Genomic DNA, 24,973 nt, shown 5'->3' with positions numbered 1-24,973 from the left:
ACGCCGTTGCCGCGCTCTCGGCCCTCACGGCCCTGCACGCGCATTCTCGGCGGAGGCGCCTGGCAGCGGCTCCTGGTCCTCGCCGTCGTCGTCACGGCGGCCTCCCTCGGTGCGGGAATCGCCGCCCGGACACTCGGCCTGGCCTGGCAGAGCGTGCTCTTCCTCGCCCTGCTCGCCGCGCAGCTGGGAGTGGCACTGGGGCTCCGATCCAGGCTGTTCACCCGGAAGAACCCGTTCCTGCCCCTGTCCGTGCTGGTGTCCGCCCTCCTCGCGGCGGCGGCGCTGTACGTGCCGTTCCTGCGCACGCTGCTGGGGACCGAGCCGCTCGGTTGGGCGGGCGTCGGGACGGCCGTGGCCTGCGGCCCCGTCGGGTTCCTGGCCGCACGCTCGGTCCGCGCCGCCTTCCGCGGGAGGCCTTCGAGTGGAGAGCCGGGGACACCGGAACTACGTTGAAGGTGTGCCCGCCAGGCGTGAACCGTGCGCCCGCCGGCGACGGAGGTGGCCATGGTGTCGGAGAGGCCGGGGCGCGGGGAAGGCAGACTCCCGCGGCTGCGACTCGACGAACTGCTCGACGAGGTCCAGGTACGCATCGACGAGGTGCGAGGCACCAGGGACCGCCTCAACGGGCTGCTGGAAGCCGTCATGTCCGTGGGCAGGAAACTCGACCTGCCCCAGGTGCTCCGCGGCATCGTGGAGGCGGCCGTCACCCTCGTGGACGCCGAGTACGGAGCCCTCGGGGTCATCGGGGACGACGAGAACCTCTCGGAGTTCCTCCCCGTGGGCATCGGGGACGACCTGCGGGCGAAGATCGGCGATCTGCCCTCCGGGCACGGTCTGCTCGGTGAACTGATCCGCCACCCCGAACCGCTGCGGCTGGCCGATCTGTCCGAGCATCCCGCCTCGTACGGGTTCCCGCCCCACCACCCGCCGATGCGCACCTTCCTGGGCATGCCGATCCGGGTTCGTGACGAGGTGTTCGGCAACCTCTACCTCACCGACAAGCGAGGCGGGGCCGAGTTCGACACCGAGGACGAGGCGGTCGTGACCACGCTGTCCGTGGCGGCGGGCATCGCGATCGAGAACGCCCGCCTGTACGAGGAGGGCCGTCTCCGGCAGCGGTGGCTGACGGCCAGCTCCGAGCTGACCAACGCACTCCTGTCGGGCACGGAGGAGACCGAGGTCCTCGACAGGATGCTGGAGCAGGCCGTGGACATCGCGTCCGCGGACCTGGGGGTCTTCTATCTCGTGGGCCCGGGCGGCGAGCTGCGCGGCTCCCTCGCCCGCGGTGAGGGGTCCGAAGCGCACCGGGGCGTCGTCCTGCCGAGCCCGGAAGGAACGCTGGCCGAGGCGGCCCTCGCACAGGAGGGGCTGCTGACCGTCGCCGACGTCGAGAACGAACCGCAGGTCAGGGTGCAGCCCGAGCGGTGGACGGGGTTCGGGCCCGCGGTGGCCGTGACGGTCGGCACCAAGGAGAGGCTCAGCGGGGTGCTGATCCTGGCACGGAGGCACGGGCGGACTCCGTTCGCGGGAGCCGAGGTCCTTGCTCTCCCCGGATTCGCCGGGCAGGCGGCCCTGGCGCTCGAACTGGCCGACCGTCGCCGTGACGCCGAGCAGGTGGTCCTCCTGGAGGACCGTGACCGGATCGCCCGTGACCTGCACGACCTCGCGATCCAGCGGCTCTTCGCCACCGGCATGACGTTGCAGAGCGCCCGCCGGTTCGTCGAGCATCCGGAGGCCGTCGAGCGCCTGACACGGGCGATCGACGACCTCGACGCCACGATCAAGATCATCCGCTCGACCATCTTCGGTCTTCGGGAACACCAGACCGTCGGGGCGCCGAGGCTCAGGAGCCGTGTGGTCAAGGCGGTCGACGAGGCAGCGACCGTGCTCGGATTCGCCCCGGCGCTCCGGATGGAGGGCCTCCTCGACACGGACGTACCCCCCGAGGCGGCGGATGAGGTGATCGCGGTCATCGGCGAGGCGCTGACCAACGTGGCCCGGCACGCACGGGCCGGCAGGGCGGAGGTGTCGGTCGTGGCCGAGGACGGCATGCTGGCGGTCACGGTGAGCGACGACGGTACCGGCATCGGGCGGGGCGGGCCCCGCAGCGGACTGCGCAACCTCTCCGAACGGGCCGAGCGGCTGGGCGGGACGCTCTCCGTCCGGGCCAGAGCGGAGCCGCGCAGCGGTACGGTACTGGAGTGGCGGATCACCCTGGCGGAAGGGCGGGAGTGAGAACCTGCCCGCGGCCCGGCTAGGCGAACCGCACGCCTACGGGTCCTCGTGCTCGTGTGCCTGCGCCGCGATGACGGCGGCCTGCACACGGCGTTCCACGCCGAGTTTGCCGAGCAGCCGTGAGATGTGGTTCTTGACGGTCTTCTCCGACAGGTAGAGCCGTTTGGCGATCTGCCGGTTGGTGAGCCCTTCGCCGATGAGGTCGAGTACGGACCGTTCCCGCTCGGACAGCACCGCGAGCCGCTCGTTCTCCGGCGACCTCGCCGCCTCCGGGGCCCGAAGCGAGTGCATCAGCCGGGCCGTGGTGGCCGGGTCCAGCATCGACTGCCCGGTGGCCACGGTCCGCACGGCCGACACGAGGTCCGCCCCCTTGATCTGCTTGAGGACGTACCCGGCCGCCCCGGCCATGATCGCGTCGAGGAGAGCGTCCTCGTCGTCGAACGACGTCAGCATCAGACAGACGAGCTCGGGCATACGGGAGCGCAGCTCCCGGCACACGGAGATGCCGTCGCCGTCGGGGAGCCGGACGTCGAGCACCGCGACGTCCGGACGCAGGGCGGGACCCCTGGCCAGCGCCTGCTCGGCCGTCGCCGCCTCACCGACCACCTCGAGGTCGGGTTCGTCGTCGAGAAGGTCGCGAAGCCCGCGGCGGACGACCTCGTGATCGTCGACGAGGAAGACCCGAGTGGGTGGGGTGGCTCCCGTCAGCTCCGTCATGGCGATCCCTGTGATCGATCGGTTGGGAAACCCGCCCCTGCGGAAAGTGTCCATCAGGGGAGGGTCCTATGGCACGCCGAGATCCATCCGGACGTCGACGACGCCCTCCACCGCCCCCACGGCACGGGCAAGCAGCGGCACCAGCGACCGATCGGCGAGCGGTCCACGGACCGTCGCCACTCCGTCGGTGACCTTCACGTCCAGCCCCGCGGCGGCGGCCTGCTCGCCGAGGACGGAACGGCGGACGTCCTCCTCGATCTCGGCGTCCGCGCGGAGGAACACCTTCAGCAGGTCGCTCCGGCTGACCACACCCTCCAGCATGCCGACCCCGCTGACCACGGGCAGGCGCTTCACCTTCCGTGTGGCCATGATCCGTGCGGCTTCCGCGAGCGTCGCGTCGGGATGGACGGTCACGGCCGGGCTGGACATGAGTTCCCCCGCGCGTACGGCTCCGGCTTTGGACGCGTCGGCGAACTCGTCCGGACGGGGTTCTTCCGCGCGGAACTCCTCCTTCTGCAGCAGATCGGCCTCCGACACGACCCCGATCACCCGCCCCTCGCCCTCCAGAACGGGGAGGGCACTCACCTTCCACTGGTCCATGAGCGCGACGATCTCCTTGTACGGCGCGTCCCGGCCGGTGGCGATGGCGGTGTGGGTCATGACGTCGCTGACGGTGTAGCGGGAAGCGGGCATCGCGTCCTCCCTGAGGGGTGAGGGCCTACAGACCGCTCCCGTGGGGGGCGTAGAGGTCCAGCAGCCGCACGCGTGCCGAGAAGAGCCGGTGGGCGAGCATCTGCCCCACGAAGTGGTCCAGGGTGAAGCCGAATCCCGGATCGGAGTCCATCAGCATGCGGACGGTCGCCGCGTCGAACTCGTGGGCTCGTACCCGCGTCATGGCTTCGGCTCCGAAGCGCCACCGGTACGGCTCGAAGAGCCACGACCAGCCGAGCAGTTCGCCGGCGTCGACACGGTCGACCACCGCGGGCCGCCGGCCGGGCACGCGGACGTCCAGGGTGGCCGTCCCGGTCCGGACGATCCAGAACCGGTCGGCGTACCCGCCTTCCTCGAACAGCCGGGTCTCTTCGGGAAAGTCCACGGGTCTGGCGCACGCCAACAGCCGGTCGAGCTGGTCGGCGGAGAGGGCTGCTGTGAGCCGTGGGTTGCGCGGTGTGCTCATCGGAGCCTCCTGGGCGGCGTCACTCCCAGTCTGGCCGTCCCGCGTGACGGGGAGGAGGGCCGGACGGCCCCCCCTCGGGGGCCTGGCCGGCCCGCGCGCGACGTGTCCACGCCTGTGGTGCCCGCCGGGTGCGGCACCCATGACAGTCGGTTCCGCGTGCCTCGGCGGACGACGACCTGGAAGGCAGCGTCCCCGCCGGGTTCACCACCGGCGCAGGCGGTCGGCACGGGGCGATCGGTGGCGCCCCGGCCGGAGTGCCTCGACCTCAGCGCCGTGCCGCCGCGGGACACGGGCCGGCGAGTGGAGCCGCCGAGATCCTGCTCGGGCTCCTGGGCCCGGCATCGCGGATTCGTCGCGATGCCGGGCCCAGGCTCGTCAGGCACGGACGGGACGAGCGATCAGACCGCGGCCGGGGACGGCTCGCAGGTGTTCGCGAGGTCGATGCGGACCGTCCGGTCGCAGAGCCGTTCCACCTGTGCGGGGTCGTGCGAGACGAGCAGGACTGTCCGGTTGCCCCGCAGGGCGGCCACGGACTCCTCGACCGTGTCGCGGCTCCGCTCGTCCAGGGCGCTCGTCGGCTCGTCGAGCAGCAGGGCCGCCGGTTCGAGGGCCAAGGCCCGTGCCAGGCACAGCCGTTGGCGCTGTCCGTTGGACAGCGTCTGGGCCGGCGTGTCCAGCCGGTCGGCGACCTCGCCCCACAGGCCCGCCTCGCGCAGTGCCTGCTCGACGCGGTCGTGCATCTCCGTCCGGGACGCCCGCACCAGATGACGAAGGCCGAACAGGGCGTTGTCCAGGATGCTGCCGCCGAAGACCACGGGGGTCTGGGGCACCAGGACGACGGTGCTGCGCAGATCGGCGTCCCCCTTGCCGAAGCGGACCGGACGCCCGAGGACCTCGACCTCGCCCTGACGGCGGAGCCCGTGGGGCAGCAGGTCGACCAGGGCGCGGAGCACGGTGGACTTGCCGGCGCCCGACGGGCCGCACAGGCCCGTCGTGGATCCGGCGGCCAGCTCGAACGACACGGGTCCGACCAGCCGCTTGGTGCCGTCGAGGATCTGCAGGTCACGGACCGCGATGACGGCCCCGTCGACCGCCTTGTCCGTGGTCATGGCGCCTGTTGTCACGTCGTCCATCGTCGTGCTCCTTCGAAGCGGTTGCGCAGGAGGACCGCCAGGCTGAGCAGGCCCGCGGTGATCAGGACCAGGACGAGGGCGCTGCCCCATGCCTGGGCGATCGCCTCGGGGGCGCCCGAGTCCTGCGACAGGGTGAAGATGTGCGTGGGCAGGGCCTGGACTGGAGCGTCGACGACGCCGGTCGGGAGGGCGGGCGCCCCGAAGAACACCGTGGCGGTGAAGATCAGGGGGGCCGTCTCGCCCGCCGCGCGGGCCAGGCCGAGCAGCAGGCCGGTGAGCGTGGCCGGCCAGGTGTAGGGGATGACCACGGAGCGGACGTACTGGGAGCTGGTGAGGCCCAGGGCGAGTGCGGCCTCGGTGATCTCCGCCGGCATGCTCCGGATCCGGCCCGCGGTGGTGAGGGCGACCACCGGCACCACCACGGGGACCAGGACCACGGCGCCGGCCAGCCAGGAACGGCCCCAGCCCATGGTGGTGCAGAAGAGGACGTACCCCGCGAGGCCCAGCAGGATGGTCGGCGTCCCGCCGACCGCCACGGTCAGCGTCTCCAGGACGCGGGCGGTCTTCGCGGAGGCACGCGTGCCGATCACGATGCCCGCTCCGTAGCCGAGCGGCAGCGCGATCAGCGCCGTGGTCGCGAGCAGCAGAAGCGTGCCGACGATCTGGTCGCGGATGCCACCCCCCGACGCGCCTTCGGAGGGCGTGAACCAGAAGACCGGGTTGAGTGCCGCGCCGCCGCGGGCGAGCAGGATGCCGAGCATCCCGACGAGGAGCGCCCCCGGCAGCAGGAGGGCTCCGAGCCGGACGACGGCGGTGATCCGGTCCTTCGGAGTGCGCAGCCACGCGGAGGACCGCCGGGGGCGTGGAGCGCGCGCGACCCGTCCCGTGGTGCCGCGGGTGCCCCACACGGTGGCGACGGCGACCAAGGCCAACAGGATGGTGCCGAGGCCGCACAGGGCCGCGAAATACGGGCCGGAGGTGCCCGCGAGCATGGGCTCGGGGCCGGCCAGCTTGGTGGTGAGCGTCTGGCCGGGGCGCACGAGGAAGGAGAAGACATCCCCGAGCGACTCGGGGAGCCGGTCGTCGGCGCGGCCGATGACCATGAAGACCGCGATGGCCTCACCCAGCGCCCGGGCCAGACCGAGCAGGACGCCGGCCCGCATGCCGGGACGGGCTTGGGGCAGGACGGCCGATCGCACCACCTCGCGACGGGTCAGGCCGAGCGAGTACGCGGCCTCCCGGTACTTGCCGGGTACGGCGGTCAGCGCGTCCACGCTGACCGCCACGATCGTCGGCATGATCATCACGGCGAGGACGATGCCTGCGGCGAGCAGGCTGTCTCCGCCCGGCACGTCACCGAGGCCCGCCACGAACGGCCGGATCACCATGATGCCGATCAGGCCGTAGACGATGGAGGGGACCGCTGCCAGCAGCTCGATGCTCAGGCGCAGCGGCTTGGCGAGGCGGGGCGGCAGGTACTCGGACAGGGCCACGGCCGCCGCCCAGCCGATCGGGACGGCGAGCACCAGCGCCAGGACGCACACGACCGCCGATCCGTAGATCATGGCCAGGCCGCCGAAGGCGAGGTTCCCCGGACTCCAGGTGGACGAGGTGAGCAGTGCCGTCCAGTCGACGGTTCCGCTCGCGATGCCGGCGACCAGGTAGCCGAGCAGCACCGCGAGGGTGAGCAGCACGGACAGGGTGCCGCTGTACGCCCAACCCCAGACCCATCTCGCCCGGCTGCCGCGACCGCTCCCGGAGGAGGGCCGCGGCAGGGCGGGTCCGGGCGCCCGGGCGGGGCGCTCCAGAGTGAGACCCATGGTCAGAGGCCCATCTGCTCGCGCGTGAGGTAGCCGTGCTTGGGCAGCAGCTTCTGGCCCTCGGACGAGAGGATGTAGTCGATGTACTGCTTGACGGTGCCCTTCGGCTTGCCGTTGGTGATCATGTACAGCGGACGGGTCATCGGGTACGTGCCGGACGCCACGTTCGCCAGGGTGGGGGCGACGCCCTCCAGAGGCACGGCGACCAGTTCGGGGTGACCGTCGATGAAGCCGGTCGACAACGGGGCGACGGAACCGCGGGTGGACTTCAGCTTGTTGCGGGTCTCCAGGTTGCCGCCGACGATGGCGTAGTTCGCGGACTTGGGCGGGGCCGGCGGCTCGTCCTTGCCGTAGATGAACTTGTCGAGCACCTCACGGGTGCCGCGGCCGGGCTCCTTGTCGTACACGAAGACCTGGAGGTCGGGACCGCCGACCTCCTTCCAGTTGGTGATCTTCCCCTCGAACAGGCCCGCCACCTGCGCCTTGGACAGGCCCTTGACCCCGCCGTCGGCCACTTCCTTCGTGATGATGACGCCGACGGCGTCCGCGCCGATCTGTGTGGTGACGAAGTCCGTGTCGGGATAGGCCTTCTGGTCCTTCTCGGACAAGGGCTTGGAGCTGAGGGCGATGTTGATCTGGCCGGTCCCGAGCTGGGAGATGCCGCCGGCGGAGCCGCCCTGGGTGGCGACGGTGATGTTCAGGCCCTTGGTCTTCAGGGCCTCGGCGGCGTCGGAGGCGACCGGAGCCACGGTGGTGGAGCCGCTGGCCTGGATGGCGTCCGAGTCGGCCTTCGCTGAACCGGCGCAGCCGGTCAGGGCGGCTGAGAGGAGGAGGGCGGCGGAAGCGGCAGAGGCGCTCTGGCGGACACGCAGTCCGGTGAGGCGCAATGCTCTGCTGCGGATGTCGGTGGACGTGAAAGACATGGCGGTGCCTTTGCGGTGATGGAAGGAGTGGAAGTCGGGGGAAGTCGTCGACGGATCGCCGCGACCAGGGCCCCCTGGGACAAGCAGGTCTGGGGTTGGGACGTAGAAGGGGCGCAGCCGTGACCGCCGGTGGCCTCCCGCCGCGTGGACGAGGCGGGCGGGCACCAGGCGAGCCGGCAGTGCAGGTGCTCCGCAGGTGCGGCAGGGGACACCGAGGATGCGAGTGATGGCTGCCGGTGACGCCGGTGACACGCAGTGGGATGTCCTTGCGATCCCTACCGCGTTCCCCGTTGGACTCGCTCCGGCCGGCCCCTTGGGCTGCCGTAGGACGCCGGCGATCCTGAGCGGTGATGCTCGGCCCACTCCCCATTGACAGGGCTGAAGCATCAAGACATCGGTACCCGTTCACCCGCTGACCCCGGGTGCGGACCGCGATGCCGTGGGCGAACGCTACCGCCTCCGAGTCGCCCTGGCGAGATCTTGAGGGGCTAAATCATCGATGATCAGCGATTGAATTTGAGTCACCCGCCGGGGCGGCGGGTGAGCTGCCGGAGGTCGACTGCGCATTCCGAAGGCGCTTGGTTCGCTGGTCGACACTCTCGCTCCATGCAGCTGCAAGCTGTGTGAACAACCGGATTCAAGCGCGTGACCTCTCTTCGCAACCAGCCACAGACGAGGGCGAATCGGGGCAGCGGTGCTCTGTGGCCACGGGGAGTCGGAGAGATGGTCTTTCAGTCATTCATCGATCTATTGACATACATCGCTCAACGCTGGCAGGGTTCCGGCCGTCGGTCGACAGCGTCGTTACCGATCTGGGCTCTGACCCGGCCCCCACTCGATTCGTCACGCTCCTTGATCACTCCCTGGGGGGAAGTGTGAGTAGTCCCCGTGTTCTGGTCGCCTCCGCGTTCGAAGCGGAGCTCCAGCCCCTGACGTCCGCTTGTGCGGCCGCCGCTCTACAGCAGCACGGCGCCGACGTCGTCGGCTGGGACGCGCACCTGCTTCCCGACGCCGTTCCGGAAGGCCCCTTCGACCTCACGCTCGTCTCGGTCCAGCAGTTCGAGGGTCTCGAGCGGGGGATCGCCCTGGCGCGCAGGGTGAGGGCGGCGTACGGCACCACGGTCGTGACCTTCGGCCAGTACGCGCAGATGAACCACCGCGAGTTCCTCGATGTCGCCGACGGCATCATCATGGAGGAGCCCGAACTCATCAGTGAGGAGCTGGCCCAGCTCGCCGCCGGCACCATCGCGCTCGACGCTGTGCCCGCCCTGATGACCCGCACGGGCATGCGGCCCAAGCCCCCGCGCCGACGCATCTCGGTCACCAAGCCCGCCCGGGACCTCTTCCCCTCCCTCGTGCACTACCCGGCGCATCACTCGCCGTTCGGCCTGATGGGCAACATCGAGGCGTCCCGCGGCTGCCACCACAAGTGCACGTACTGCTCCGTCTACGGCGCGTACGACGGCGGTGTCGCCGCCTACGACGCCGACAGCGTCCTTGCTGACGCCCTGCAGCTGGCTGAGGAGGGAGTCCGGCACTTCTGCTTCATCGACGCCGAGTTCTTCAACTCCCGCACCATCGGCATCGGTGTGGTCGAGCGGCTCGTCGAGGCCATCGGCCCGATCACGTTCGAGTTCACCACCCGCGTCGACCACGTCCTCGACTACACCAAGGAACTGGAGAAGCTCGTCTCGCTCGGGCTGCGCCGCGTCACCTGCGCCCTCGAGTTCCCCTCCAACCGCATCCTGCGCATCTTCGACAAGCACATCGACGTCGACCACATGCGCGAGGCGGTCGACGAGGCCGAGCGGATCGGCTTCGAGCTCTACCCGACGTTCATCCCGTTCACCCCGTGGATCGAGTACGAGGAGCTCCTCGGCTTCGAGGACTGGCTGGTCGAGACGGGCCTCGCCCGGGTCACCGACCCCACCGCCCTGCAGACCCGACTGCTGCTGTTCAAGGGCTCCCCGCTGCTCTCCTCGCCCTGGATGGAGGACATCGCCACCGTCGACCGCGGCTTCTGGGTGGAGTGGACCCACCCCGACAAGCGCGTCGAGGAGCTCTGGCAGGAGCGCCGCACCGACGCCGAGGACGCGGGCAAGATCCGTTGCTGCGTGAAGTGCTGACCCACCCGCTCACAAGAAAAGGACACTGACATGGGTGGATCACCCCGCGTCGTCATCTCCACCGGCCAGGCCCTCCCGGACATGGACTGGACCGGCGAGCTCGCCGGCCTCACCGACTCGTGGCCGTACCTCGGACCCACCTGGCTCCGCGCCACGGAGAAGGTACTCCCCGAAGTCCAGCCCTGGCACACCCTCGCCCACCGCGCCCGCGGCGAGCTGGCCCTCCTCCCCGGCTACATCCTCACCACCCCGCCCGTCGTCGACCACGAGCCGCGCACCTACCTCGGATGGCAGGCGCCCTCCGGTGAAGAGGTGTGCTGCGGCGCCGAGACCGATGCCGCGCGCAGCGCCGAGGTCGACGCCCTCGGGACCGAGCCGTTCTTCCCGACGCTCCTGCTCGGCTCCCCGCTGGGCTACCGCACCGAGGTCGCCTACAACTTCTGGACTCCCACCCTGATGGGGTCCATCGTCGAGAAGCTCGTGCCCGCCGCGTTCGAGGCGGGTATCCGCTGCATCGTCGCCCCCTGGATACCCAGCCGCCGCGGCAACGACGCCCTCGTCGACGGGCTCGACGCCGCCGGTGCGTCCACCACCTTCTGGGGCTACGAGGACTTCATGAGCCTCGACGCGCCGAACTGGGAGGGACACCTCGCCGCCCTGCCGCTGAAGAAGCGTCAGCGCATCAAGGGCGATGTCCGCCGTGCCGAGGCCGCCGGCGTGACCATCGAGCGCGTCGACGGCGCCGACATCCGGCCCTACGTCGCCCGCATCGCCGAACTCACCTGCCTCAACAGGGAGAAGAACGGAGCCGGCGAGGAGCCCGAGCACATCATCGGCATCCTCTCCGCGCTCATCGACGAGGGAGCGGACGTCCGCGCCTACCTCGGCTACAAGGACGGCGGGCTGGTCGCCACCTGCGTCACCATCCGCAAGAACCACCGCCTCTTCCCGAAGTGGGCCGGCTTCGACTACGCCGCGATCGGCGAGCGCAGCGGCATCTACTTCGCCCTCGTCCTGGACGCGCCCGTCCGCGACGCCTACGCCGAGGGGCTTCGCACCGTCGAGTTCGGCGCCGGGGCCCACCAGGCGAAGGCCCTGCGCGGCTGCACCCCGCGCGAAGTGCGTACGTCGATGCTGCTCTCCGACCCGGCGCTGCGGCCGCAGGCGAGCGCCTGGCTCGACGCCTTCGGCAACAGCAGGCGCGTCGCGTTCGGCGCCGCGTCCCCCGCCCCGGCCCAGCCCGCGAACCTGCCCCTCCTGGGCGGCTCCGGCGACAGCTGCTGCGGCTGACCCCGCCCGGTTCCACGACAAGGACGAGAAGGACCACATGATCACCTTCATCCCCCTGACCGGATTCCTCGGGGCGGGCAAGACCACCACCATGACCGCCGCCGCCCTCGCGCTCCAGGAGCAGGGCCGCAAGGTCGCCGTCATCACCAACGACCAGGGCGTCGAACTGGTCGACACCAAGCTGGTGCGCAGCAAGCTCGACAGCGTCGCCGAGGTCACCGGCGGCTGTTTCTGCTGCAAGTTCGAGGACCTCGTCGAGGCCATCGTCGCGCTGGTCGCCTCCGACAGCGTCGACACCGTGATCGCCGAGGCCGTCGGCAGCTGCACGGACCTCCAGGCCACCGTCGTACGACCGCTGCGCCAGTACTACGGCGACGACATGGTCGTCGCCCCGCTGACCACCGTGGTCGACCCCCTGCGGCACCTGGCGTTCGCCCGCGCCGCCGAGCGGGGCGAGCCGGAGTCGGACCTGTCGTACCTCTTCCGCCAGCAGGTCACCGAGGCCGACGTCATCGCGGTGAACAAGCTGGACACCATCAAGCCGGAACGGGCCGAGGAACTCCTCGCCTCGCTCCGTACGGACAACCCGAAGGCGACCGTCGTCGGTTACTCGGCCACCACGGGTGCCCACCTGGGCACGCTGCTCGACGCGTGGCAGGCGCCGGCCACGAACGAGGACGTCGTCCTCGACATCGACTACGACCGCTACGCGGCCGCCGAGGCCCAGCTGGCCTGGATGAACCAGGAGCTCGACCTCACCGCCGCCGGGGAGGGCTTCGACGCGACCGCGTGGGCCCGTACCGTTCTTCATGAGCTGTCCGTCTGGGCCGCGGAGCACGACGCCGTGATCGGCCACGCCAAGATCACCGTGGAGACGGCCGACGGCGACTTCGCCAAGCTCAGCCTCACCGAGTCCGGCGCGCAGCCCACGCTCGACCGCGCCGCCGCCGCGGACGCGCCGGCCGGGCGGGCCGTCGTCAACGCCCGGGTCGCCTGCGAGCCCGACGCCCTGGACGCGGCCGTCACCGAGGCCGTCAAGGCCGCCGACCTGGCCACCGCCGTCACCTCCTCGGCGACGACCCCGGTGTCGTTCAAGCCCTCCTACCCGCGCCCCGTGCACCGCCTCGCCCCCGCCGGCGCCTGACCGAGAAGGACCACCTGTCATGAGCGACACCACCACCGCCGGCAGCCTGCAGGAAGAGGTCCGGGAGTACTACCGGGCCAAGGCCGCCGAAGCCGAGACGAGCGGCGCCTGCTGCTCGCCCGACCCGCAGACCTTCGGCCCCGCCGCGTACGACGAGATCGGCCCCGGCACCGCCCCGGACGCCGCCCTCCTCGCCAGCCTCGGCTGCGGCAATCCGAGCGCCGTCGCCGAACTGCGCGAGGGCGAGACGGTCCTGGACCTCGGCTCCGGCGGCGGCCTGGACGTCATCCTCAGCGCCCGGCGCGTCGGACCTGACGGCCGCGTTTTCGGCCTGGACTTCCTGGAGGAGATGCTCGCTCTCGCCGCCCGCAACGTCGAGGACGCCGAGATCGACAATGTCGTCCTCCTCAAGGGGACGATCGAGTCCATCCCGCTCCCCGCCGACACCGTCGACGTGATCATCTCCAACTGTGTGATCAACCTGTCGCTGAACAAGCCCGCCGTGTTCGCCGAGATGGCGCGCGTCCTCACCCCTGGCGGCCGTCTCGGCATCAGCGACGTCGTCGCCGAGGACCGGCTCAGCCCCGAGGAACGAGCCGAGCGCGGCGGGCACAGCCAGTGCATCGCCGGTGCTCTCTCGGTCGCCGAGTACAAAGAACTCCTCGACGCGGTAGGCCTGAAGGACGCGGAGGTCGTCTTCACCCAGGAGGCGGCCGACGGCCTCCACGCCGCGATCATCCGCGCCCACAAGCCGGTCGACAGCACCGCCGCCGCGCAGGAGTGCGAGCCCGGCGGCACCTGCTGCTGACCATGTCGCCCGTAACCAGGTGTCCGTGGCGGAGCCGACGCTCAAGCCGCGGACACCTGGTCACGTTGTGCACCCCTCGTGCTCGCCGTGTGCCGATTCCGGCGCGCGCAGCAGCCGACAGCTCCTGATTGCACGGCCGGTCTGCGGCTCGCCGCGGCCGGCGCGGCGGCGGTTCTCGTCGTGGTCCGCTAAGGATGCCCATGCCCGAAACATCGCTCGACCGGGAGACCGTCGAGGAGTACGCCCGCTGGTTCCGAGCCCTGGCAGACCCCACGCGCATCCGCATCATGCGGTTTCTGAGCGGTCGGCTGGAGCCCGTGCCGGTGGGGGAGATCGTCGACCATCTTCGACTCAACCAGTCGACCGTCTCGCACCACCTGAAGATCCTCCACGCCGTCCGCTTCCTGACCCGGCGCCGTGCCGGTGCCAGCATTCGGTACGCCGTCAACCCCCGCTGCATCACCGAGTTTCCCAGCGCTGCCGACATCCTCATCGGCGCCCCGCTCCACTCCTGCCAGGAGCCGGCATCCAGCTGAAGGCCTCTCGGCCGCTGCCCAGAGAGCAGATCAGCCGGCAACGAGTCTCGTTGCCGGCCCCTTGCGCTGTCTCGTGGCCGTGGAGCCGGTGGGAAGACCGGCCGGAGTACGACTCACCATGCTGCCCTGGGAGAGAGCCAGCTCCTGCCCGTCAGGTCCGCCAACGTGACGAGCAGGAGCTGGTGTTCATGGGGAGCTCCACCGCTGGGCCGCGGTGTGGCCTCAGGCCGTGACGGCGACGCCGGCCCCGGTCTTGCTCCTGTCGGCAAGGGCGGCGAGGTAGCGCTCCGCGTCGAGTGCGGCCTGGCAGCCGGAGCCTGCCGCGGTGATGGCCTGCCGGTAGGTGTGGTCGACGACGTCGCCGGCGGCGAAGACACCAGGCAGGTTCGTGCGGGTGGAGGGTGCCTCCACCGTGATGTAGCCCTCGTCGTCGAGGTCGATCTGGCCGGTGAAGAGCTCGGTGCGCGGGTCGTGGCCGATGGCGATGAACAGACCGGTGGCGTCGAGGTCGCGGGTCCTGCCGGTGAAGGTGTCGCGCAGGGCGACTCCGGCGAGCATGCCGTTCTCGGACTTGATCTCGGCGATCTCGCTGTCGAAGGCGAACGAGATCTTGTCGTCAGCGAAGGCGCGGTTCTGCATGACCTGGGAGGCGCGCAGGGTCGAGCGTCGGTGGACGACGGTGACCGAACGTGCGAAGCGGGTGAGGAAGGTGGCTTCCTCCATGGCGGTGTCTCCGCCGCCGACCACGACGATGTCGCGGTCGCGGAAGAAGAAGCCGTCGCAGGTGGCGCACCACGAGACGCCGCGGCCCGAGAGCTCGTCCTCGTTCGGCAGGCCGAGCTTGCGGTAGCCGGAGCCGGTCGCGATGATCACGGCCTTGGCGCGGTGGACCGTGCCCTCGCTGTCAGTGACTTCCTTGATGTCGCCGGTCAGGTCGACGGAGACGATGTCGTCGTCGATCATCTCGGCGCCGAACCGCTCGGCCTGGGCCCGCATGTTGTCCATGAGGTCAGGGCCTTCGATGCCGGTGGGGAAGCCGGGGAAGTTCTCCACCTCTGTCGTCGTGGTGAGGGACCCGCCGACGAAGATCGAACTGCCGAAGAGCAGGGGCCTGAGCTGGGCTCGGGCGGTGTAGAGGGCGGCGGTGTATCCGGCGGGGCCGGAGCCTATGACGATGACCTCACGGACGTCGCCCCCGGTCGCTGTAGTCGAGTCGGTCAAGGGAGTCACGCCTCCTGCTTCGCGTCGATCTCGGCGATGAGCCCCTCGATAAGGACCTTGATCTCGTCACGGATGGGGCGGACTGCCTCGACACCCTGGCCTGCCGGGTCCTCCAGGGCCCAGTCGAGGTACGTCTTGCCGGGGAAGATCGGGCAGGCGTCGCCACAGCCCATGGTGATGACGTAGTCGGATGCCTGGACGGCCTCGGTGGTCAGCACCTTCGGCTTCTGGTCGGAGATGTCGACGCCGACCTCGGCCATGGCCTCGACGGCGGCCGGGTTGACCTGGTCGCCCGGGATCGAACCGGCGGAGCGGACCTCGACGCGGTCGCCGGCCAGGTGATCGAGGAATCCGGCGGCCATCTGGGAGCGCCCCGCGTTGTGGACGCAGACGAAGAGCACGGAGGCGAGCGGAGCGGTGGTCATCGGTTCTTCCTTGCTGGCAAGAGGTCAGCCCCGGCTGGTATCAGCGGCGAGTGATGTGAGAGTATCAGTCCATGATGACGTCAGTCGATACTGATCTGATCCGGGTTCTGGCCGATCCCCTCAGGCTCCAGATCGTGACCCTGCTCGCCCGCGAGACCCTCTGCACCACCCACCTCGTCGAGGAGACGGGCGCCAAGCAGACCAACCTCTCCAACCACCTGCGCGTGCTGCGTGAGGCCGGTGTGGTGGAGACAGAGCCCTGCGGTCGCTTCACCTACTACCGCCTGAAGCCGGACGCCATCGCCCAGCTCGCCGGCCAGTTCGCCGACCTGGCCGAGTCCGCCCGTGCCGCCGCCGAGAACAAGAGGGCCTGTCCGTGACCCCCACCCAAGCGCCCGCTCCGGCGGCGGATTCCTCAGTCGTCGCGAAGCTGTCGACGCTCGACCGTTTCCTCGCTGTCTGGATCCTCCTCGCCATGGGTCTCGGCCTCGGGCTCGGGCGGCTGATCCCGGGCTTGAACGACGCCTTGGCCAAGGTCGAGATCGGCGGCATCTCGCTGCCCATCGCCGTCGGCCTGCTGATCATGATGTACCCGGTGCTCGCCAAGGTCCGGTACGACAAGCTCGACGCCGTCACCGGCGACAAGAAGCTCATGGTCTCGTCGCTCGTCATCAACTGGATCCTCGGCCCGGCACTCATGTTCGCCCTCGCCTGGATCTTCCTTCCTGACCTGCCCGAGTACCGCACAGGCCTGATCATCGTCGGCTTGGCGCGCTGCATCGCCATGGTGATCATCTGGAACGACCTCGCCTGCGGCGACCGTGAGGCCGCCGCAGTCCTCGTCACCCTGAACTCGGTCTTCCAGGTCATCGCCTTCGGGGTCCTGGGCTGGTTCTACCTCGACCTGCTGCCCGGCTGGCTGGGCCTCGGCGAGGGCGAGACGCTCGACATCTCCATGTGGAAGATCGCCCTGAACGTCGTCATCTTCCTCGGCATTCCGCTGGTGGCCGGCTTCCTCACCCGCCGGATCGGCGAGAAGAAGATGGGCCGCGAGTCGTACGAGACGAAGTTCCTGCCGAAGATCGGACCGTGGGCGCTCTACGGGTTGCTGTTCACGATCGTCATCCTCTTCGCCCTCCAAGGGAAGACCATCACCTCGCAGCCGCTGGACGTCGCGCGGATCGCGCTGCCGCTCCTGGTCTACTTCGCGGTCATGTGGTTCGGCACCTTCGCCCTCGGCAAGACCATCGGCCTCGCCTACGATCGCACCGCGACGCTCGCTTTCACAGCCGCGGGCAACAACTTCGAGCTCGCCATCGCCGTCGCCATCGCCACCTTCGGCGTCACCTCCGGCCAGGCGCTCTCCGGAGTCGTCGGCCCGCTCATCGAGGTGCCCGTCCTGGTCGCGCTCGTGTACGTGTCGCTTGCCTGGCGCCGGAAGTTCGCCGCTGCCCAGCGGTAGCCCCGCCAGGACACTCATCGGTGTCCCGCCCCCCGACCAAGCGGGGTGCCGTCGTACGAAGGGAAGCCGGACGGATGAGCCGTTCACTCGACGTCGTCGTGATCGGCGGCGGCCAGGCGGGACTCGCCGCCGGATACCACCTGCGCCGACTCGGCGGCCTCGACTTCGCCGTCCTCGACGCTCAGCCCACGCCGGGGGGAGCCTGGCAGCACACGTGGGACTCGCTGCACCTCTTCTCGCCGGCCGCCTACTCGTCCCTGCCCGGTCGCCTCATGCCGCCGCAGCAGGGGGAGACGTATCCCGACGCACCGCACGTCGTCGACTACCTGACCGACTACGAGCAGCGATACGCGCTCCCCGTCCACCGGCCCGTTCGCGTCGAGGCGGTCCGCCGTGACGGCGGACACCTTCGCGTCGAGACCGACTCCGGTACCTGGCGCGCCCGTGCCGTCGTCAGTGCCACGGGAACGTGGTCACGGCCCTTCCTCCCCGCCGTCCCCGGCCGTGACGCGTTCCAGGGGCGGCAGCTCCACACCGTCGAGTACCGGGCCCCCGGCGAGTTCGCCGGAATGCGCGTCATCGTCGTCGGGGGCGGGAACTCCGGAGCGCAGATCGCCGCCGATCTCGCGTACGACACCCACCTCATCTGGGTCACGCGGCGGCCCGCGCGGTTCCTGTCCGACGACATCGACGGCCGCGCTCTCTTCGACCACGCCACCGCCCGCCGTCAGGCCCTCGACGAAGGCCGCGCCGACGGCGGGGGAGTCGCTTCGCTGGGTGACATCGTCGCCGTACGGCCCGTACGTGAAGCCCGCGATGCGGGCCTCCTCAAGGCGCAGCCGATGTTCGCACGTGTGACGGGGGCCGGAGTCGAATGGTCCGACGGTACGCGCGCCGAGGCCGACGTGATCATCTGGTGCACCGGATTCCGTCCCGCTCTCGCTCACCTCGCCCCGCTCGGGCTCCGCGGTCCACGCGGACACGTCCCCACCCGGGGCACAGAGGCTGTCGGGGAGCCCCGACTCCATCTTCTGGGGTACGGCGACTGGACCGGGCCCGCCTCGGCCACCCTCGTCGGCGTCGGCCGTCCCGCCCGCGAAGTCGCGCGAGCGATCGCCGCCCTGCTGCGATGAGGCTCGGCGGGTGCACGAAGGGTGAACGCCTGACGGATATCGACCATCGGACTCGCCACGCGATCTCGTCGACTCGTATGGTGTCCGGATGGCAACTCCGTTGGCGGGCATACCGATCGAGGACGTGAGCGAGGAGCACTGTGTGCCCTGCTCTCCTGGGCTGCTGATCGACCGCGAAGAAGTCGAGACGCTGACCATCCAGTTGAAGGCGATGGCCGACCAGACGCGCCTGCAGATCGTCCATCTCATCGATCAGGCGCCGGCCGGCGAGCTCTGCGTCTGTGACCTGACCGATTCGCTCGACTTGGCGCAGCCCACGGTGAGCCGACACCTGAAGATCCTCACCGCGGCCGGACTGCTGCGCCGCGAACAGCGAGGGACCTGGGCCTGGTTCTCGATCCGCTGGGATGCCCTTCGGGAGCTCCGCATGCGTGCCTTCCCCCGAAGCATCGACGGCTCACCTTTCTGACCACCCGCGCTGAGCGAGCCTGCGATGCGTCAGTCTCCGCGAGGAGATGCTCGACGAGACTTCTGAGGGTGTGGAGGATGAGGCTCGCTGTCCCCATCCTCAGCCCGACCGGCTCGTCGAGCTTCTCGTCGAGGTAGTGCTCACCGGGGAAGACCGCGCAGGCCCTGCCGCCGCACATCGGCTGTGGTGCAAGGATGTTCAGGGATCTGGTGGTTGACGCCGGTTGTGTTCGGTGTGTCACGATCGGGTCATGCTGACGTCGGTGAACGCAGAACTACTGAGGGCCCTGGCGGACCCCCTGCGGCTTCGCGTCGTGTGCCTGCTTGCCCGCGAGTCGCTGTGCACGACTCACCTCGTCGAGGAGACGGGTGCGCGGCAGACGAACCTGTCGAACCACCTCCGGGTTCTCCGGGAAGCGGGCGTCGTGGAGACCGAACCCTGCGGGCGTTTCACCTACTACCGACTGCGCCCTGAGGTGCTGACCGACCTGGCCACGTTCTTCGGTGGGTTGGCCGACGGGGGATGTGAGGCCTCTTCACCCCGGCGGCCTTGCGGCTGAAGGCTCGGCCGCCTCACCGTTGGAGCGCCCGCGTCGTCTCGACGTCCGCTCACCCGTGACCGCGCGGGCGCGGATCGCGATCCGCACCCGCAGCCGCCCTCTCCCCGCCACTCTGACGACCCCGCTGCGGCTTCGGTCCACGGTCATCCGCCACGTCTGCAGAATCGATAGGTGCCGATCAATTCTGGTCGTTCTCCTCGCGGCCCGGGTATCACTGTGGAGCCTCGCGGCGGGATCGTTCGACTACGCAAGGACTGTGGGCGCACTTGGCGCCTACCATGCTCATCTGCGCGAACGTCCACACCGGCTGACTTCATCGGCATGCTCAAGCGCCCCCAGAGCTGGACGAATCGGTGCAGGGGTGCCGTGTGGCGGTCACGTCCGGCTGAGGGGCGACCTTCAGCCGTTCATCGATCTATTGACATACATCGCTCAATGCTGGAATGGTTCCGGCCGTCGGCCGACAGCGTCGTTCCGACCAGGGCTCTGCACCACTGCGTCGGCCGGCCTCGGCCCCGACCACACGTCGACACGAAGGTTCTCGCCATGGCCGCCACGCCCCACCCGCACTCGTCCACCACCGAGGCACCGGTCCTGCTCCTCATGGGCAGCGGTGACCGCCGCTACCGGGAGTACATCGTGGCGGCCGTCTCCCGCCACTTCCGCCTGTGGCTCCTCGACGCCCACGAGCCGAGCTGGCAACTGCCGTACGTGGAGGGGACCACGCTCCTCGACACCAAGAACCTCGACGAACTCCTTGTCGAGGCGAAGAAGGTCATGGAACAGCTCCCCGTTGCGGGGGTCTTCACCTACGACGAGTCCCTCGTGCACGCCGCCGCGCGACTCGCCGAAGCCCTGGGCCTGCCCGGAAGTGCGCCCGACGCGGTGCTCGCCTGCCGCGACAAGGCGACCACCCGGGCACGGCTGACGGCAGCCGACGTGCCGCAGCCGGCCTGCACCGCGGTCTCCACGGCGGCCGAGGCACGTCGTGCGGCCGACGCGACCGGCTATCCCGTGGTGGTCAAGGCCCGTGGACTCGCCGGCAGCCTCGGTGTCGTCCGGGCCGACCACGGCGACGCCGTCGAAGCGGCCTTCGAGGCGGCCAGCTCCGCCAACTGGCCCGGGGTACCCCGCTACGAGGCCGACGTCCTGGTCGAGGAGTACCTCACCGGCCCCGAGATCAGCATCGACGCGGTCGTCGTCGACGGCGTGTGCACCCCGATGATCGTGGCGCGCAAGCAGGTCGGCATGGACCCGTACTTCGAGGAGACCGGACACACGGTCGAAGCCGCTGACCCCCTCCTCCAGGACGCTGAACTTCTCGACCAGCTGCACCGCATCCACAAGGCGCTCGGCTTCGAACACGGTTCCACGCACACCGAGTTCAAGCTCACCCCCAAGGGGCCCCGCCTCGTCGAAATCAACGCGCGCCTCGGCGGCGACTTCATCCCCCTCATCGGAATGCTCGCCACCGGGACCGACCCCGCCGTCGCAGCCGCCCGCGTGGCGGCCGGACTGGTCCCCGACACCGCGCCGAAGGCGCAGAAGACCGCAGCCATCAGGTTTCTCTACCCGGAGCGCGACTGCGAGGCAGTCGAAGTGACCGTCCGCACCGACCTCTTCGGGCCCACGGTTCACAGTGCGGTCGCCACGGCCGGCCCCGGCACCCGGCTCGCCCTCCCGCCCCGGGCGTACATGAACCGGTACGGCTATGTCATCGCCGTCGGCGACGAGCACGACCAGGTGACCGCCGACGTGGAGGCGGCGCCCACTCTGGTCGAACTGCGGGCTCGTCCCCTGACCGGCTGACCATCAGACCGACCGGTGCCACCTTTCAGGCCCCAAGGAGCCGCCGCCAGTGAGCAAGCCCTCCGATCAGCCGTCACTGCGCTGGGACGACAACGCGATCGTCACCCTCGACCAGCGCGCGCTGCCCCACGAGCGGCGGCTTCTGCGCCTGAACACCGTGGACGACGTCATCACCGCCATCACGACCCTCGCAGTACGCGGTGCCCCGTCCATCGGTCTCGCGGGCGCCCTGGGCGTCGCGCTCTCGGCCTACGCCCACTGCTCGCTGGGCATCACCGGCGACGGCCAGGAGGCCGTGCGCGCCGACGCGCAGCGGATCTCCGCAGCCCGCCCGACAGCCGTCAACCTTGCCTGGGCCGTCGACCGGGCTCTCGCAAAGCTCGGTGATGGTCCGGACGCGGTCCTGGCCGAAGCCACCGCCATGATCGACGAGGACCTGGCGGTCAACCGGCAGATGGTCGCGCACGCCGTCCAGGCCGTACGGGACCGCTGCCCGCAGCGGTCCCTGCGCCTCCTGACCCACTGCAACACCGGCCGGCTCGCGACCGCCGCCGTGGGTACCGCCCTCGGCACGATCCTCGCGCTCGCCGACTCCGGAAGGGTCACGGAAGTCCTCGTGAACGAGACCCGGCCACTCCTGCAAGGAGCCCGGCTGACGGCCTGGGAACTGGCTGAAGCCGGTGTGCCGCACCGCGTGTGCGTCGACAGCGCGGCCGCAGCGGCCATGAGTCAGGGGCTCGTCGACTGCGTCATCGTCGGGGCCGACCGCATCACCGTGCGCGGGGACGTGGCCAACAAGATCGGCACCTACGCGCTGGCGATCGCCGCCGCCCACCATGGCATCCCGTTCATCGTCGTCGCCCCTGAATCGTCCTGGGACAGGTCCCTTGCCGACGGCCGGGACATCGTCATCGAGGAACGCGCCGACGACGAGGTGACCGCGTACGGCGGGATCCGCACCACTCCGCTCGGCACCCGCGCGTACAACCCCGCCTTCGACGTCACCCCTGCCTCTCTGATCACCGCCATCGTCTCCGAGTACGGTGTCCACCACGCATCCGAGGTGAGCGCATGAGTTACGCGCCGTCGACCGCCGCCGGCAAGCAGAGCGCCCAGCAGCTGGCCGACATCTCCCGCACCCTGTACGAGCGTGGGTGGATGCCGGGCACGTCCGGCAACATCTCCATGCGGCTGCCCGACGAACCCGGCCGCGCGCTGATCACGGCGAGCGGCCGGGACAAAGGCGAGCTGACAGCCCGGGACGTCGTCGAGGTTGCCGCCCGCACAGGCCAGGCGTCCCACTCCGGCCAGGACCGCCCCTCGGCGGAGACCTCCATCCACGCGGCGGTCTACCGCGCCACCGGAGCCCGCGCCGTCATCCACGTTCACTCCCCGTACGCCACCGTCGTCGCCCACCGTGCCGCTGCCCGGGACGCTGTCTCCTCGGTACGGATGGAGCGCTTCGAGCTGCTCAAGGGCCTGGGACTGAAGGATCCGGCCGTCGCCGACCTCCCGGTCTTCCCCAACTGGCCCCAGGTCGAACGGATCGCCGACGACGTGGCGGCCCATCTCACGGCGAACCCGGACGGCATGCCCGGGCTCCTCCTGGCAGATCACGGCATCACCGCGTGGGGCGACTCGCTGAGCCAGGCGAAGAACCGACTCGAGTGCCTCGAATCGCTCTGCCAACTGCTCGTGCTCTCCCACGCCGAGCTGCATGTCTCCCGTGCCGTGCAGGCACCCGACCACAGGACCGCGCCATGACACTGCTGCAGATCATGCCGGACGACGCACCGGACACCGTCCTGCTTCGCACTCGCGACGAGGGAGCCATCGCGCAGGCCCTGCGCGAACGGTCGGTCTCCTTCAGTCGCTGGCCGCAGCGCGCAGAGGTGACGCCGCAGACCTCCTCCGAGGAACTGCTCGACGCCTATCGGGCAGAGGTCGACGAGCTGTGCGCCGACCAGGGGCTGCGCCTCGTCGACGTCGCCCGCCTCCACCCCGAGGAGGGAGCGGAGTGGCGGGAGCGGGCGGCCGAGGCACGCTCGACGTTCCTCGACGAGCACCGGCACGCCGAGGACGAGGTCCGGTTCTTCGCCCACGGCACCGGTTGCTTCTACCTGCACCTCGACGACCGCGTGTACGCCGTCGTGTGCGAGGCAGGTGACCTGCTGTCGGTCCCGGCCGGCACCCGGCACTGGTTCGACATGGGTCCGGTACCGGACTTCTGCGCCATCCGGTTCTTCGAGAAGGAGGACGGCTGGGTGGGCGACTTCACCCAGGAGCCCATCGCCGAAGGCTTCCCCCGCCTCGACGCTCTCCTGCGGGAAGGCTGATGCCGGGCAGCCGACAGGCCCGAGCTCCCGAGAACGGACCGCGGGCTGTCGTCCTCGACATCGAGGGAACCACCGGCTCCCTCAGTCACGTACGTGACGTTCTCTTCCCCTACGCGCGTGAGCGGCTCGCTACCTGGCTCGCCGCTCACCGCGGCACCGCCCCCTGGCGGCAGATCCTGGACGCGGTCACCGCCCACACCGGGAAGGTCCAGGACGAGGCGAGCGCTCTGGTGCTGCTGGAGCAGTGGGCCGATGCCGATGTGAAGGCGGCGCCGCTGAAGACGATCCAGGGACTGATCTGGGCCGGTGGGTACGCGGCAGGCGAGTTGCACGGTCACGTGTACCCGGACGTGCCGCCCGCTCTCGAGTGCTGGCAGGCACAGGGCACGGGCCGCTTCATCTACTCCTCCGGCTCCGTGGCCGCCCAGCGGGACTGGTTCGGCCACACCGCCCACGGCGATCTGCGTCCCCTGCTCGACGGCTACTTCGACCTGACCACGGCCGGCCCCAAGGCGGATGCCGACTCCTACCGTGCGATCGCGGCGGAGCTGGGGCACGCACCCGCCGACCTGCTGTTCGTCAGCGATGTCGGTGCCGAGCTCGACGCCGCGGCCGCGGCCGGCTGGCAGACGGTGGCCGTGCGCCGCCCCGAGGACGATCGCGAAGCCGTGCCCGGCCACAGGGCCGTTGTCTCCCTCACCCCACTCGTTTCCCGACCCGGCCCGGGCAGCTCCACCGCCCCGGTCGACACGCACCCGCAGGAGGACCCAAGCGATGAGTGATCCGTCCGGCTCGGCGCCGAAGGCCGACATCGCCGTCATCGGTGGCAGCGGCTTCTACGAACTTCTGGAATCGGTGCAGCGCGTCGAGGTCACCACCCCGTACGGCTCACCTTCCGACGCGGTGTCCGTCGGCACCGTGGGCGACCGCAGAGTGGCCTTCCTGCCCCGGCACGGCAGCCACCACGAACTGCCCCCGCACCGCATCAACTACCGCGCCAACATGTGGGCCCTCCGCTCACTGGGGGTGAGGCAGGTCCTCGCACCCTGCGCCGTCGGCTCGCTGCGCGCGTCCCTCGGCCCCGGAAGCGTCGTCCTTCCCGACCAGCTCGTCGACCGGACCGCCGGCCGGGTCCAGACGTACTTCGAGCACGGCGCCACCCACGTGTCGTTCGCCGACCCGTACTGCACGTCGGGCCGCGCGGCCGTGCTCAAGGCGGCGGGGGAGGCGGGCGCCGACGTCCACGACGGGGGAGTGATGGTGGTCGTCGAAGGCCCCCGGTTCTCCACCCGGGCGGAGTCCCAGTGGTACGCCTCGGCCGGCTGGTCCCTGATCAACATGACCGGGCACCCCGAAGCCGTACTCGCCCGTGAACTCGCCCTCTGCTACACCTCCATAGCCCTGGTCACCGACTACGACGCGGGGGTGGAGCACGGCGAAGGCGTCTCGCAGGACGAGGTGTTCCGCGTGTTCGCGGCGAACGTGGAACGACTGAAGGGCCTGGTCCTGAAGACCGTCGACGCCCTGGAGCGCGAGAGGGAATGCGCGTGCGCGACGGCGCTGGACGGGATGGACCTGCCGTTCGAGCTCCCCTGACACGGTGGTCGGTACGGGCCATGTCCCTACCGGTCGGAGACATGCAGGCTGATG

26 protein-coding genes are annotated in these 24,973 nt (G+C 70.3%); 18 read left to right on the top strand and 8 right to left on the bottom strand.

Going from position 1 to position 24,973, the window contains the following annotated elements:
• Positions 1-6: 6 nt before the first annotated feature.
• Together ACY0MR_RS02680 and ACY0MR_RS02675 are read left to right on the top strand one after the other, a co-directional pair.
• Positions 7-453, top strand: coding sequence for a cation transporting ATPase C-terminal domain-containing protein (locus ACY0MR_RS02680; RefSeq protein WP_451059177.1), 447 nt, complete (start codon positions 7-9; stop codon positions 451-453).
• 51 nt (positions 454-504) lie between these two features.
• Positions 505-2,235 (top strand): sensor histidine kinase, encoded by a 1,731-nt coding sequence (locus ACY0MR_RS02675; RefSeq protein WP_473558818.1) that lies wholly within the window; start codon positions 505-507, stop codon positions 2,233-2,235.
• A gap of 36 nt (positions 2,236-2,271) precedes the next feature.
• On the opposite strand, the gene ACY0MR_RS02670 is transcribed toward ACY0MR_RS02675, so the two are convergent.
• The 6 genes from ACY0MR_RS02670 to ACY0MR_RS02645 all read right to left on the bottom strand — a co-directional run bounded on the left by ACY0MR_RS02670 (position 2,272) and on the right by ACY0MR_RS02645 (position 8,005).
• Positions 2,272-2,952, bottom strand: a complete 681-nt coding sequence (locus tag ACY0MR_RS02670; protein ID WP_473558816.1) for a response regulator — start codon at positions 2,950-2,952, stop codon at positions 2,272-2,274.
• Between the two features lie 66 nt (positions 2,953-3,018).
• A complete protein-coding gene (locus tag ACY0MR_RS02665; RefSeq protein ID WP_473558813.1) occupies positions 3,019-3,645 on the bottom strand; it encodes a CBS domain-containing protein in 627 nt (208 codons plus the stop codon).
• 25 nt (positions 3,646-3,670) lie between these two features.
• Complete coding sequence (locus ACY0MR_RS02660) at positions 3,671-4,129, bottom strand: Crp/Fnr family transcriptional regulator (RefSeq protein ID WP_473558811.1); 459 nt, start codon at positions 4,127-4,129, stop codon at positions 3,671-3,673.
• Between the two features lie 398 nt (positions 4,130-4,527).
• Positions 4,528-5,262, bottom strand: coding sequence for an ATP-binding cassette domain-containing protein (locus ACY0MR_RS02655; RefSeq protein ID WP_473558808.1), 735 nt, complete (start codon positions 5,260-5,262; stop codon positions 4,528-4,530).
• On the bottom strand, positions 5,250-7,082 hold the full coding sequence (gene pstC / locus ACY0MR_RS02650) for a phosphate ABC transporter permease subunit PstC (RefSeq protein ID WP_473558806.1): 1,833 nt from the start codon (positions 7,080-7,082) through the stop codon (positions 5,250-5,252). Before pstC ends, ACY0MR_RS02655 begins: the two co-directional genes overlap by 13 nt.
• A gap of 2 nt (positions 7,083-7,084) precedes the next feature.
• Positions 7,085-8,005, bottom strand: coding sequence for a phosphate ABC transporter substrate-binding protein (locus tag ACY0MR_RS02645; protein ID WP_473558805.1), 921 nt, complete (start codon positions 8,003-8,005; stop codon positions 7,085-7,087).
• Positions 8,006-8,880: 875 nt separating this feature from the next.
• On the opposite strand from ACY0MR_RS02645, the gene arsL reads away from it, so the two are divergent.
• The 5 genes from arsL to ACY0MR_RS02620 all read left to right on the top strand — a co-directional run bounded on the left by arsL (position 8,881) and on the right by ACY0MR_RS02620 (position 13,909).
• Positions 8,881-10,131 (top strand): arsinothricin biosynthesis radical SAM protein ArsL, encoded by a 1,251-nt coding sequence (gene arsL / locus ACY0MR_RS02640; protein WP_473558803.1) that lies wholly within the window; start codon positions 8,881-8,883, stop codon positions 10,129-10,131.
• A 30-nt stretch (positions 10,132-10,161) separates the two neighbouring features.
• A complete protein-coding gene (locus ACY0MR_RS02635; protein WP_473558800.1) occupies positions 10,162-11,421 on the top strand; it encodes a GNAT family N-acetyltransferase in 1,260 nt (419 codons plus the stop codon).
• A gap of 37 nt (positions 11,422-11,458) precedes the next feature.
• The gene (locus ACY0MR_RS02630; RefSeq protein WP_473558798.1) at positions 11,459-12,565 is read left to right on the top strand and encodes a GTP-binding protein; all 1,107 of its coding nucleotides are present in this window, start codon (positions 11,459-11,461) and stop codon (positions 12,563-12,565) included.
• A 19-nt stretch (positions 12,566-12,584) separates the two neighbouring features.
• Complete coding sequence (locus ACY0MR_RS02625) at positions 12,585-13,373, top strand: methyltransferase domain-containing protein (RefSeq protein ID WP_073902604.1); 789 nt, start codon at positions 12,585-12,587, stop codon at positions 13,371-13,373.
• Positions 13,374-13,573: 200 nt separating this feature from the next.
• On the top strand, positions 13,574-13,909 hold the full coding sequence (locus tag ACY0MR_RS02620; protein ID WP_473558796.1) for an ArsR/SmtB family transcription factor: 336 nt from the start codon (positions 13,574-13,576) through the stop codon (positions 13,907-13,909).
• A gap of 222 nt (positions 13,910-14,131) precedes the next feature.
• On the opposite strand, the gene trxB is transcribed toward ACY0MR_RS02620, so the two are convergent.
• Complete coding sequence (gene trxB / locus ACY0MR_RS02615; protein ID WP_382505918.1) at positions 14,132-15,130, bottom strand: thioredoxin-disulfide reductase; 999 nt, start codon at positions 15,128-15,130, stop codon at positions 14,132-14,134.
• Between the two features lie 5 nt (positions 15,131-15,135).
• On the bottom strand, positions 15,136-15,555 hold the full coding sequence (locus ACY0MR_RS02610) for an arsenate reductase ArsC (protein WP_231076325.1): 420 nt from the start codon (positions 15,553-15,555) through the stop codon (positions 15,136-15,138).
• Between the two features lie 71 nt (positions 15,556-15,626).
• On the opposite strand from ACY0MR_RS02610, the gene ACY0MR_RS02605 reads away from it, so the two are divergent.
• From ACY0MR_RS02605 to ACY0MR_RS02555, 11 genes are all read left to right on the top strand, one after another.
• The gene (locus tag ACY0MR_RS02605; RefSeq protein ID WP_473558793.1) at positions 15,627-15,935 is read left to right on the top strand and encodes an ArsR/SmtB family transcription factor; all 309 of its coding nucleotides are present in this window, start codon (positions 15,627-15,629) and stop codon (positions 15,933-15,935) included.
• Positions 15,932-17,017 carry an ACR3 family arsenite efflux transporter gene (arsB, locus tag ACY0MR_RS02600; protein ID WP_473558791.1) on the top strand — a complete coding sequence of 362 codons (1,086 nt, stop codon included), beginning with the start codon at positions 15,932-15,934 and terminating at the stop codon, positions 17,015-17,017. Before ACY0MR_RS02605 ends, arsB begins: the two co-directional genes overlap by 4 nt.
• A 74-nt stretch (positions 17,018-17,091) precedes the next feature.
• Positions 17,092-18,150 (top strand): ArsO family NAD(P)H-dependent flavin-containing monooxygenase, encoded by a 1,059-nt coding sequence (locus ACY0MR_RS02595; protein WP_451059187.1) that lies wholly within the window; start codon positions 17,092-17,094, stop codon positions 18,148-18,150.
• An 88-nt stretch (positions 18,151-18,238) separates the two neighbouring features.
• Positions 18,239-18,619, top strand: coding sequence for an ArsR/SmtB family transcription factor (locus tag ACY0MR_RS02590; protein WP_392864570.1), 381 nt, complete (start codon positions 18,239-18,241; stop codon positions 18,617-18,619).
• A gap of 250 nt (positions 18,620-18,869) precedes the next feature.
• On the top strand, positions 18,870-19,178 hold the full coding sequence (locus ACY0MR_RS02585) for an ArsR/SmtB family transcription factor (RefSeq protein ID WP_073903917.1): 309 nt from the start codon (positions 18,870-18,872) through the stop codon (positions 19,176-19,178).
• 546 nt (positions 19,179-19,724) lie between these two features.
• Complete coding sequence (locus ACY0MR_RS02580; RefSeq protein ID WP_384330249.1) at positions 19,725-20,987, top strand: ATP-grasp domain-containing protein; 1,263 nt, start codon at positions 19,725-19,727, stop codon at positions 20,985-20,987.
• 49 nt (positions 20,988-21,036) lie between these two features.
• Entirely contained in the window at positions 21,037-22,062 is a 1,026-nt protein-coding gene (gene mtnA / locus ACY0MR_RS02575; RefSeq protein WP_473558786.1) for an S-methyl-5-thioribose-1-phosphate isomerase, read from the top strand.
• Positions 22,059-22,751: a methylthioribulose 1-phosphate dehydratase gene (gene mtnB, locus ACY0MR_RS02570; protein ID WP_473558784.1), complete on the top strand. Its 693-nt coding sequence runs from the start codon at positions 22,059-22,061 to the stop codon at positions 22,749-22,751. The genes mtnA and mtnB overlap by 4 nt, the downstream gene beginning before the upstream one ends.
• Positions 22,748-23,323 (top strand): 1,2-dihydroxy-3-keto-5-methylthiopentene dioxygenase, encoded by a 576-nt coding sequence (locus ACY0MR_RS02565; protein ID WP_473558781.1) that lies wholly within the window; start codon positions 22,748-22,750, stop codon positions 23,321-23,323. The genes mtnB and ACY0MR_RS02565 overlap by 4 nt, the downstream gene beginning before the upstream one ends.
• On the top strand, positions 23,323-24,105 hold the full coding sequence (mtnC, locus tag ACY0MR_RS02560; protein WP_473558779.1) for an acireductone synthase: 783 nt from the start codon (positions 23,323-23,325) through the stop codon (positions 24,103-24,105). The genes ACY0MR_RS02565 and mtnC overlap by 1 nt, the downstream gene beginning before the upstream one ends.
• Entirely contained in the window at positions 24,098-24,919 is an 822-nt protein-coding gene (locus ACY0MR_RS02555; RefSeq protein WP_473558776.1) for an S-methyl-5'-thioadenosine phosphorylase, read from the top strand. Before mtnC ends, ACY0MR_RS02555 begins: the two co-directional genes overlap by 8 nt.
• The last annotated feature ends 54 nt before the right edge of the window (positions 24,920-24,973 follow it).

It is taken from the genome of Streptomyces sp. JN8, from assembly GCF_055808075.1.
This window is presented reverse-complemented; position numbering and strand designations above follow the sequence as displayed.

What these genes read in the sequence shown, in the direction of transcription:
- ACY0MR_RS02670 (WP_473558816.1), bottom strand. Translation starts at nt 2,952, where the DNA reads ATGACGGAGCTGACGGGAGCCACCCCACCCACTCGGGTCTTCCTCGTC.
- mtnB (WP_473558784.1), top strand. Translation starts at nt 22,059, where the DNA reads ATGAGTTACGCGCCGTCGACCGCCGCCGGCAAGCAGAGCGCCCAGCAG.
- ACY0MR_RS02625 (WP_073902604.1), top strand. Translation starts at nt 12,585, where the DNA reads ATGAGCGACACCACCACCGCCGGCAGCCTGCAGGAAGAGGTCCGGGAG.
- ACY0MR_RS02595 (WP_451059187.1), top strand. Translation starts at nt 17,092, where the DNA reads ATGAGCCGTTCACTCGACGTCGTCGTGATCGGCGGCGGCCAGGCGGGA.
- ACY0MR_RS02660 (WP_473558811.1), bottom strand. Translation starts at nt 4,129, where the DNA reads ATGAGCACACCGCGCAACCCACGGCTCACAGCAGCCCTCTCCGCCGAC.
- ACY0MR_RS02655 (WP_473558808.1), bottom strand. Translation starts at nt 5,262, where the DNA reads ATGGACGACGTGACAACAGGCGCCATGACCACGGACAAGGCGGTCGAC.
- ACY0MR_RS02630 (WP_473558798.1), top strand. Translation starts at nt 11,459, where the DNA reads ATGATCACCTTCATCCCCCTGACCGGATTCCTCGGGGCGGGCAAGACC.
- ACY0MR_RS02635 (WP_473558800.1), top strand. Translation starts at nt 10,162, where the DNA reads ATGGGTGGATCACCCCGCGTCGTCATCTCCACCGGCCAGGCCCTCCCG.
- ACY0MR_RS02580 (WP_384330249.1), top strand. Translation starts at nt 19,725, where the DNA reads ATGGCCGCCACGCCCCACCCGCACTCGTCCACCACCGAGGCACCGGTC.
- ACY0MR_RS02555 (WP_473558776.1), top strand. Translation starts at nt 24,098, where the DNA reads ATGAGTGATCCGTCCGGCTCGGCGCCGAAGGCCGACATCGCCGTCATC.
- ACY0MR_RS02590 (WP_392864570.1), top strand. Translation starts at nt 18,239, where the DNA reads ATGGCAACTCCGTTGGCGGGCATACCGATCGAGGACGTGAGCGAGGAG.
- ACY0MR_RS02620 (WP_473558796.1), top strand. Translation starts at nt 13,574, where the DNA reads ATGCCCGAAACATCGCTCGACCGGGAGACCGTCGAGGAGTACGCCCGC.
- ACY0MR_RS02585 (WP_073903917.1), top strand. Translation starts at nt 18,870, where the DNA reads ATGCTGACGTCGGTGAACGCAGAACTACTGAGGGCCCTGGCGGACCCC.
- pstC (WP_473558806.1), bottom strand. Translation starts at nt 7,082, where the DNA reads ATGGGTCTCACTCTGGAGCGCCCCGCCCGGGCGCCCGGACCCGCCCTG.
- ACY0MR_RS02665 (WP_473558813.1), bottom strand. Translation starts at nt 3,645, where the DNA reads ATGCCCGCTTCCCGCTACACCGTCAGCGACGTCATGACCCACACCGCC.
- ACY0MR_RS02565 (WP_473558781.1), top strand. Translation starts at nt 22,748, where the DNA reads ATGACACTGCTGCAGATCATGCCGGACGACGCACCGGACACCGTCCTG.
- mtnC (WP_473558779.1), top strand. Translation starts at nt 23,323, where the DNA reads ATGCCGGGCAGCCGACAGGCCCGAGCTCCCGAGAACGGACCGCGGGCT.
- ACY0MR_RS02645 (WP_473558805.1), bottom strand. Translation starts at nt 8,005, where the DNA reads ATGTCTTTCACGTCCACCGACATCCGCAGCAGAGCATTGCGCCTCACC.
- ACY0MR_RS02675 (WP_473558818.1), top strand. Translation starts at nt 505, where the DNA reads ATGGTGTCGGAGAGGCCGGGGCGCGGGGAAGGCAGACTCCCGCGGCTG.
- ACY0MR_RS02605 (WP_473558793.1), top strand. Translation starts at nt 15,627, where the DNA reads ATGATGACGTCAGTCGATACTGATCTGATCCGGGTTCTGGCCGATCCC.
- ACY0MR_RS02610 (WP_231076325.1), bottom strand. Translation starts at nt 15,555, where the DNA reads ATGACCACCGCTCCGCTCGCCTCCGTGCTCTTCGTCTGCGTCCACAAC.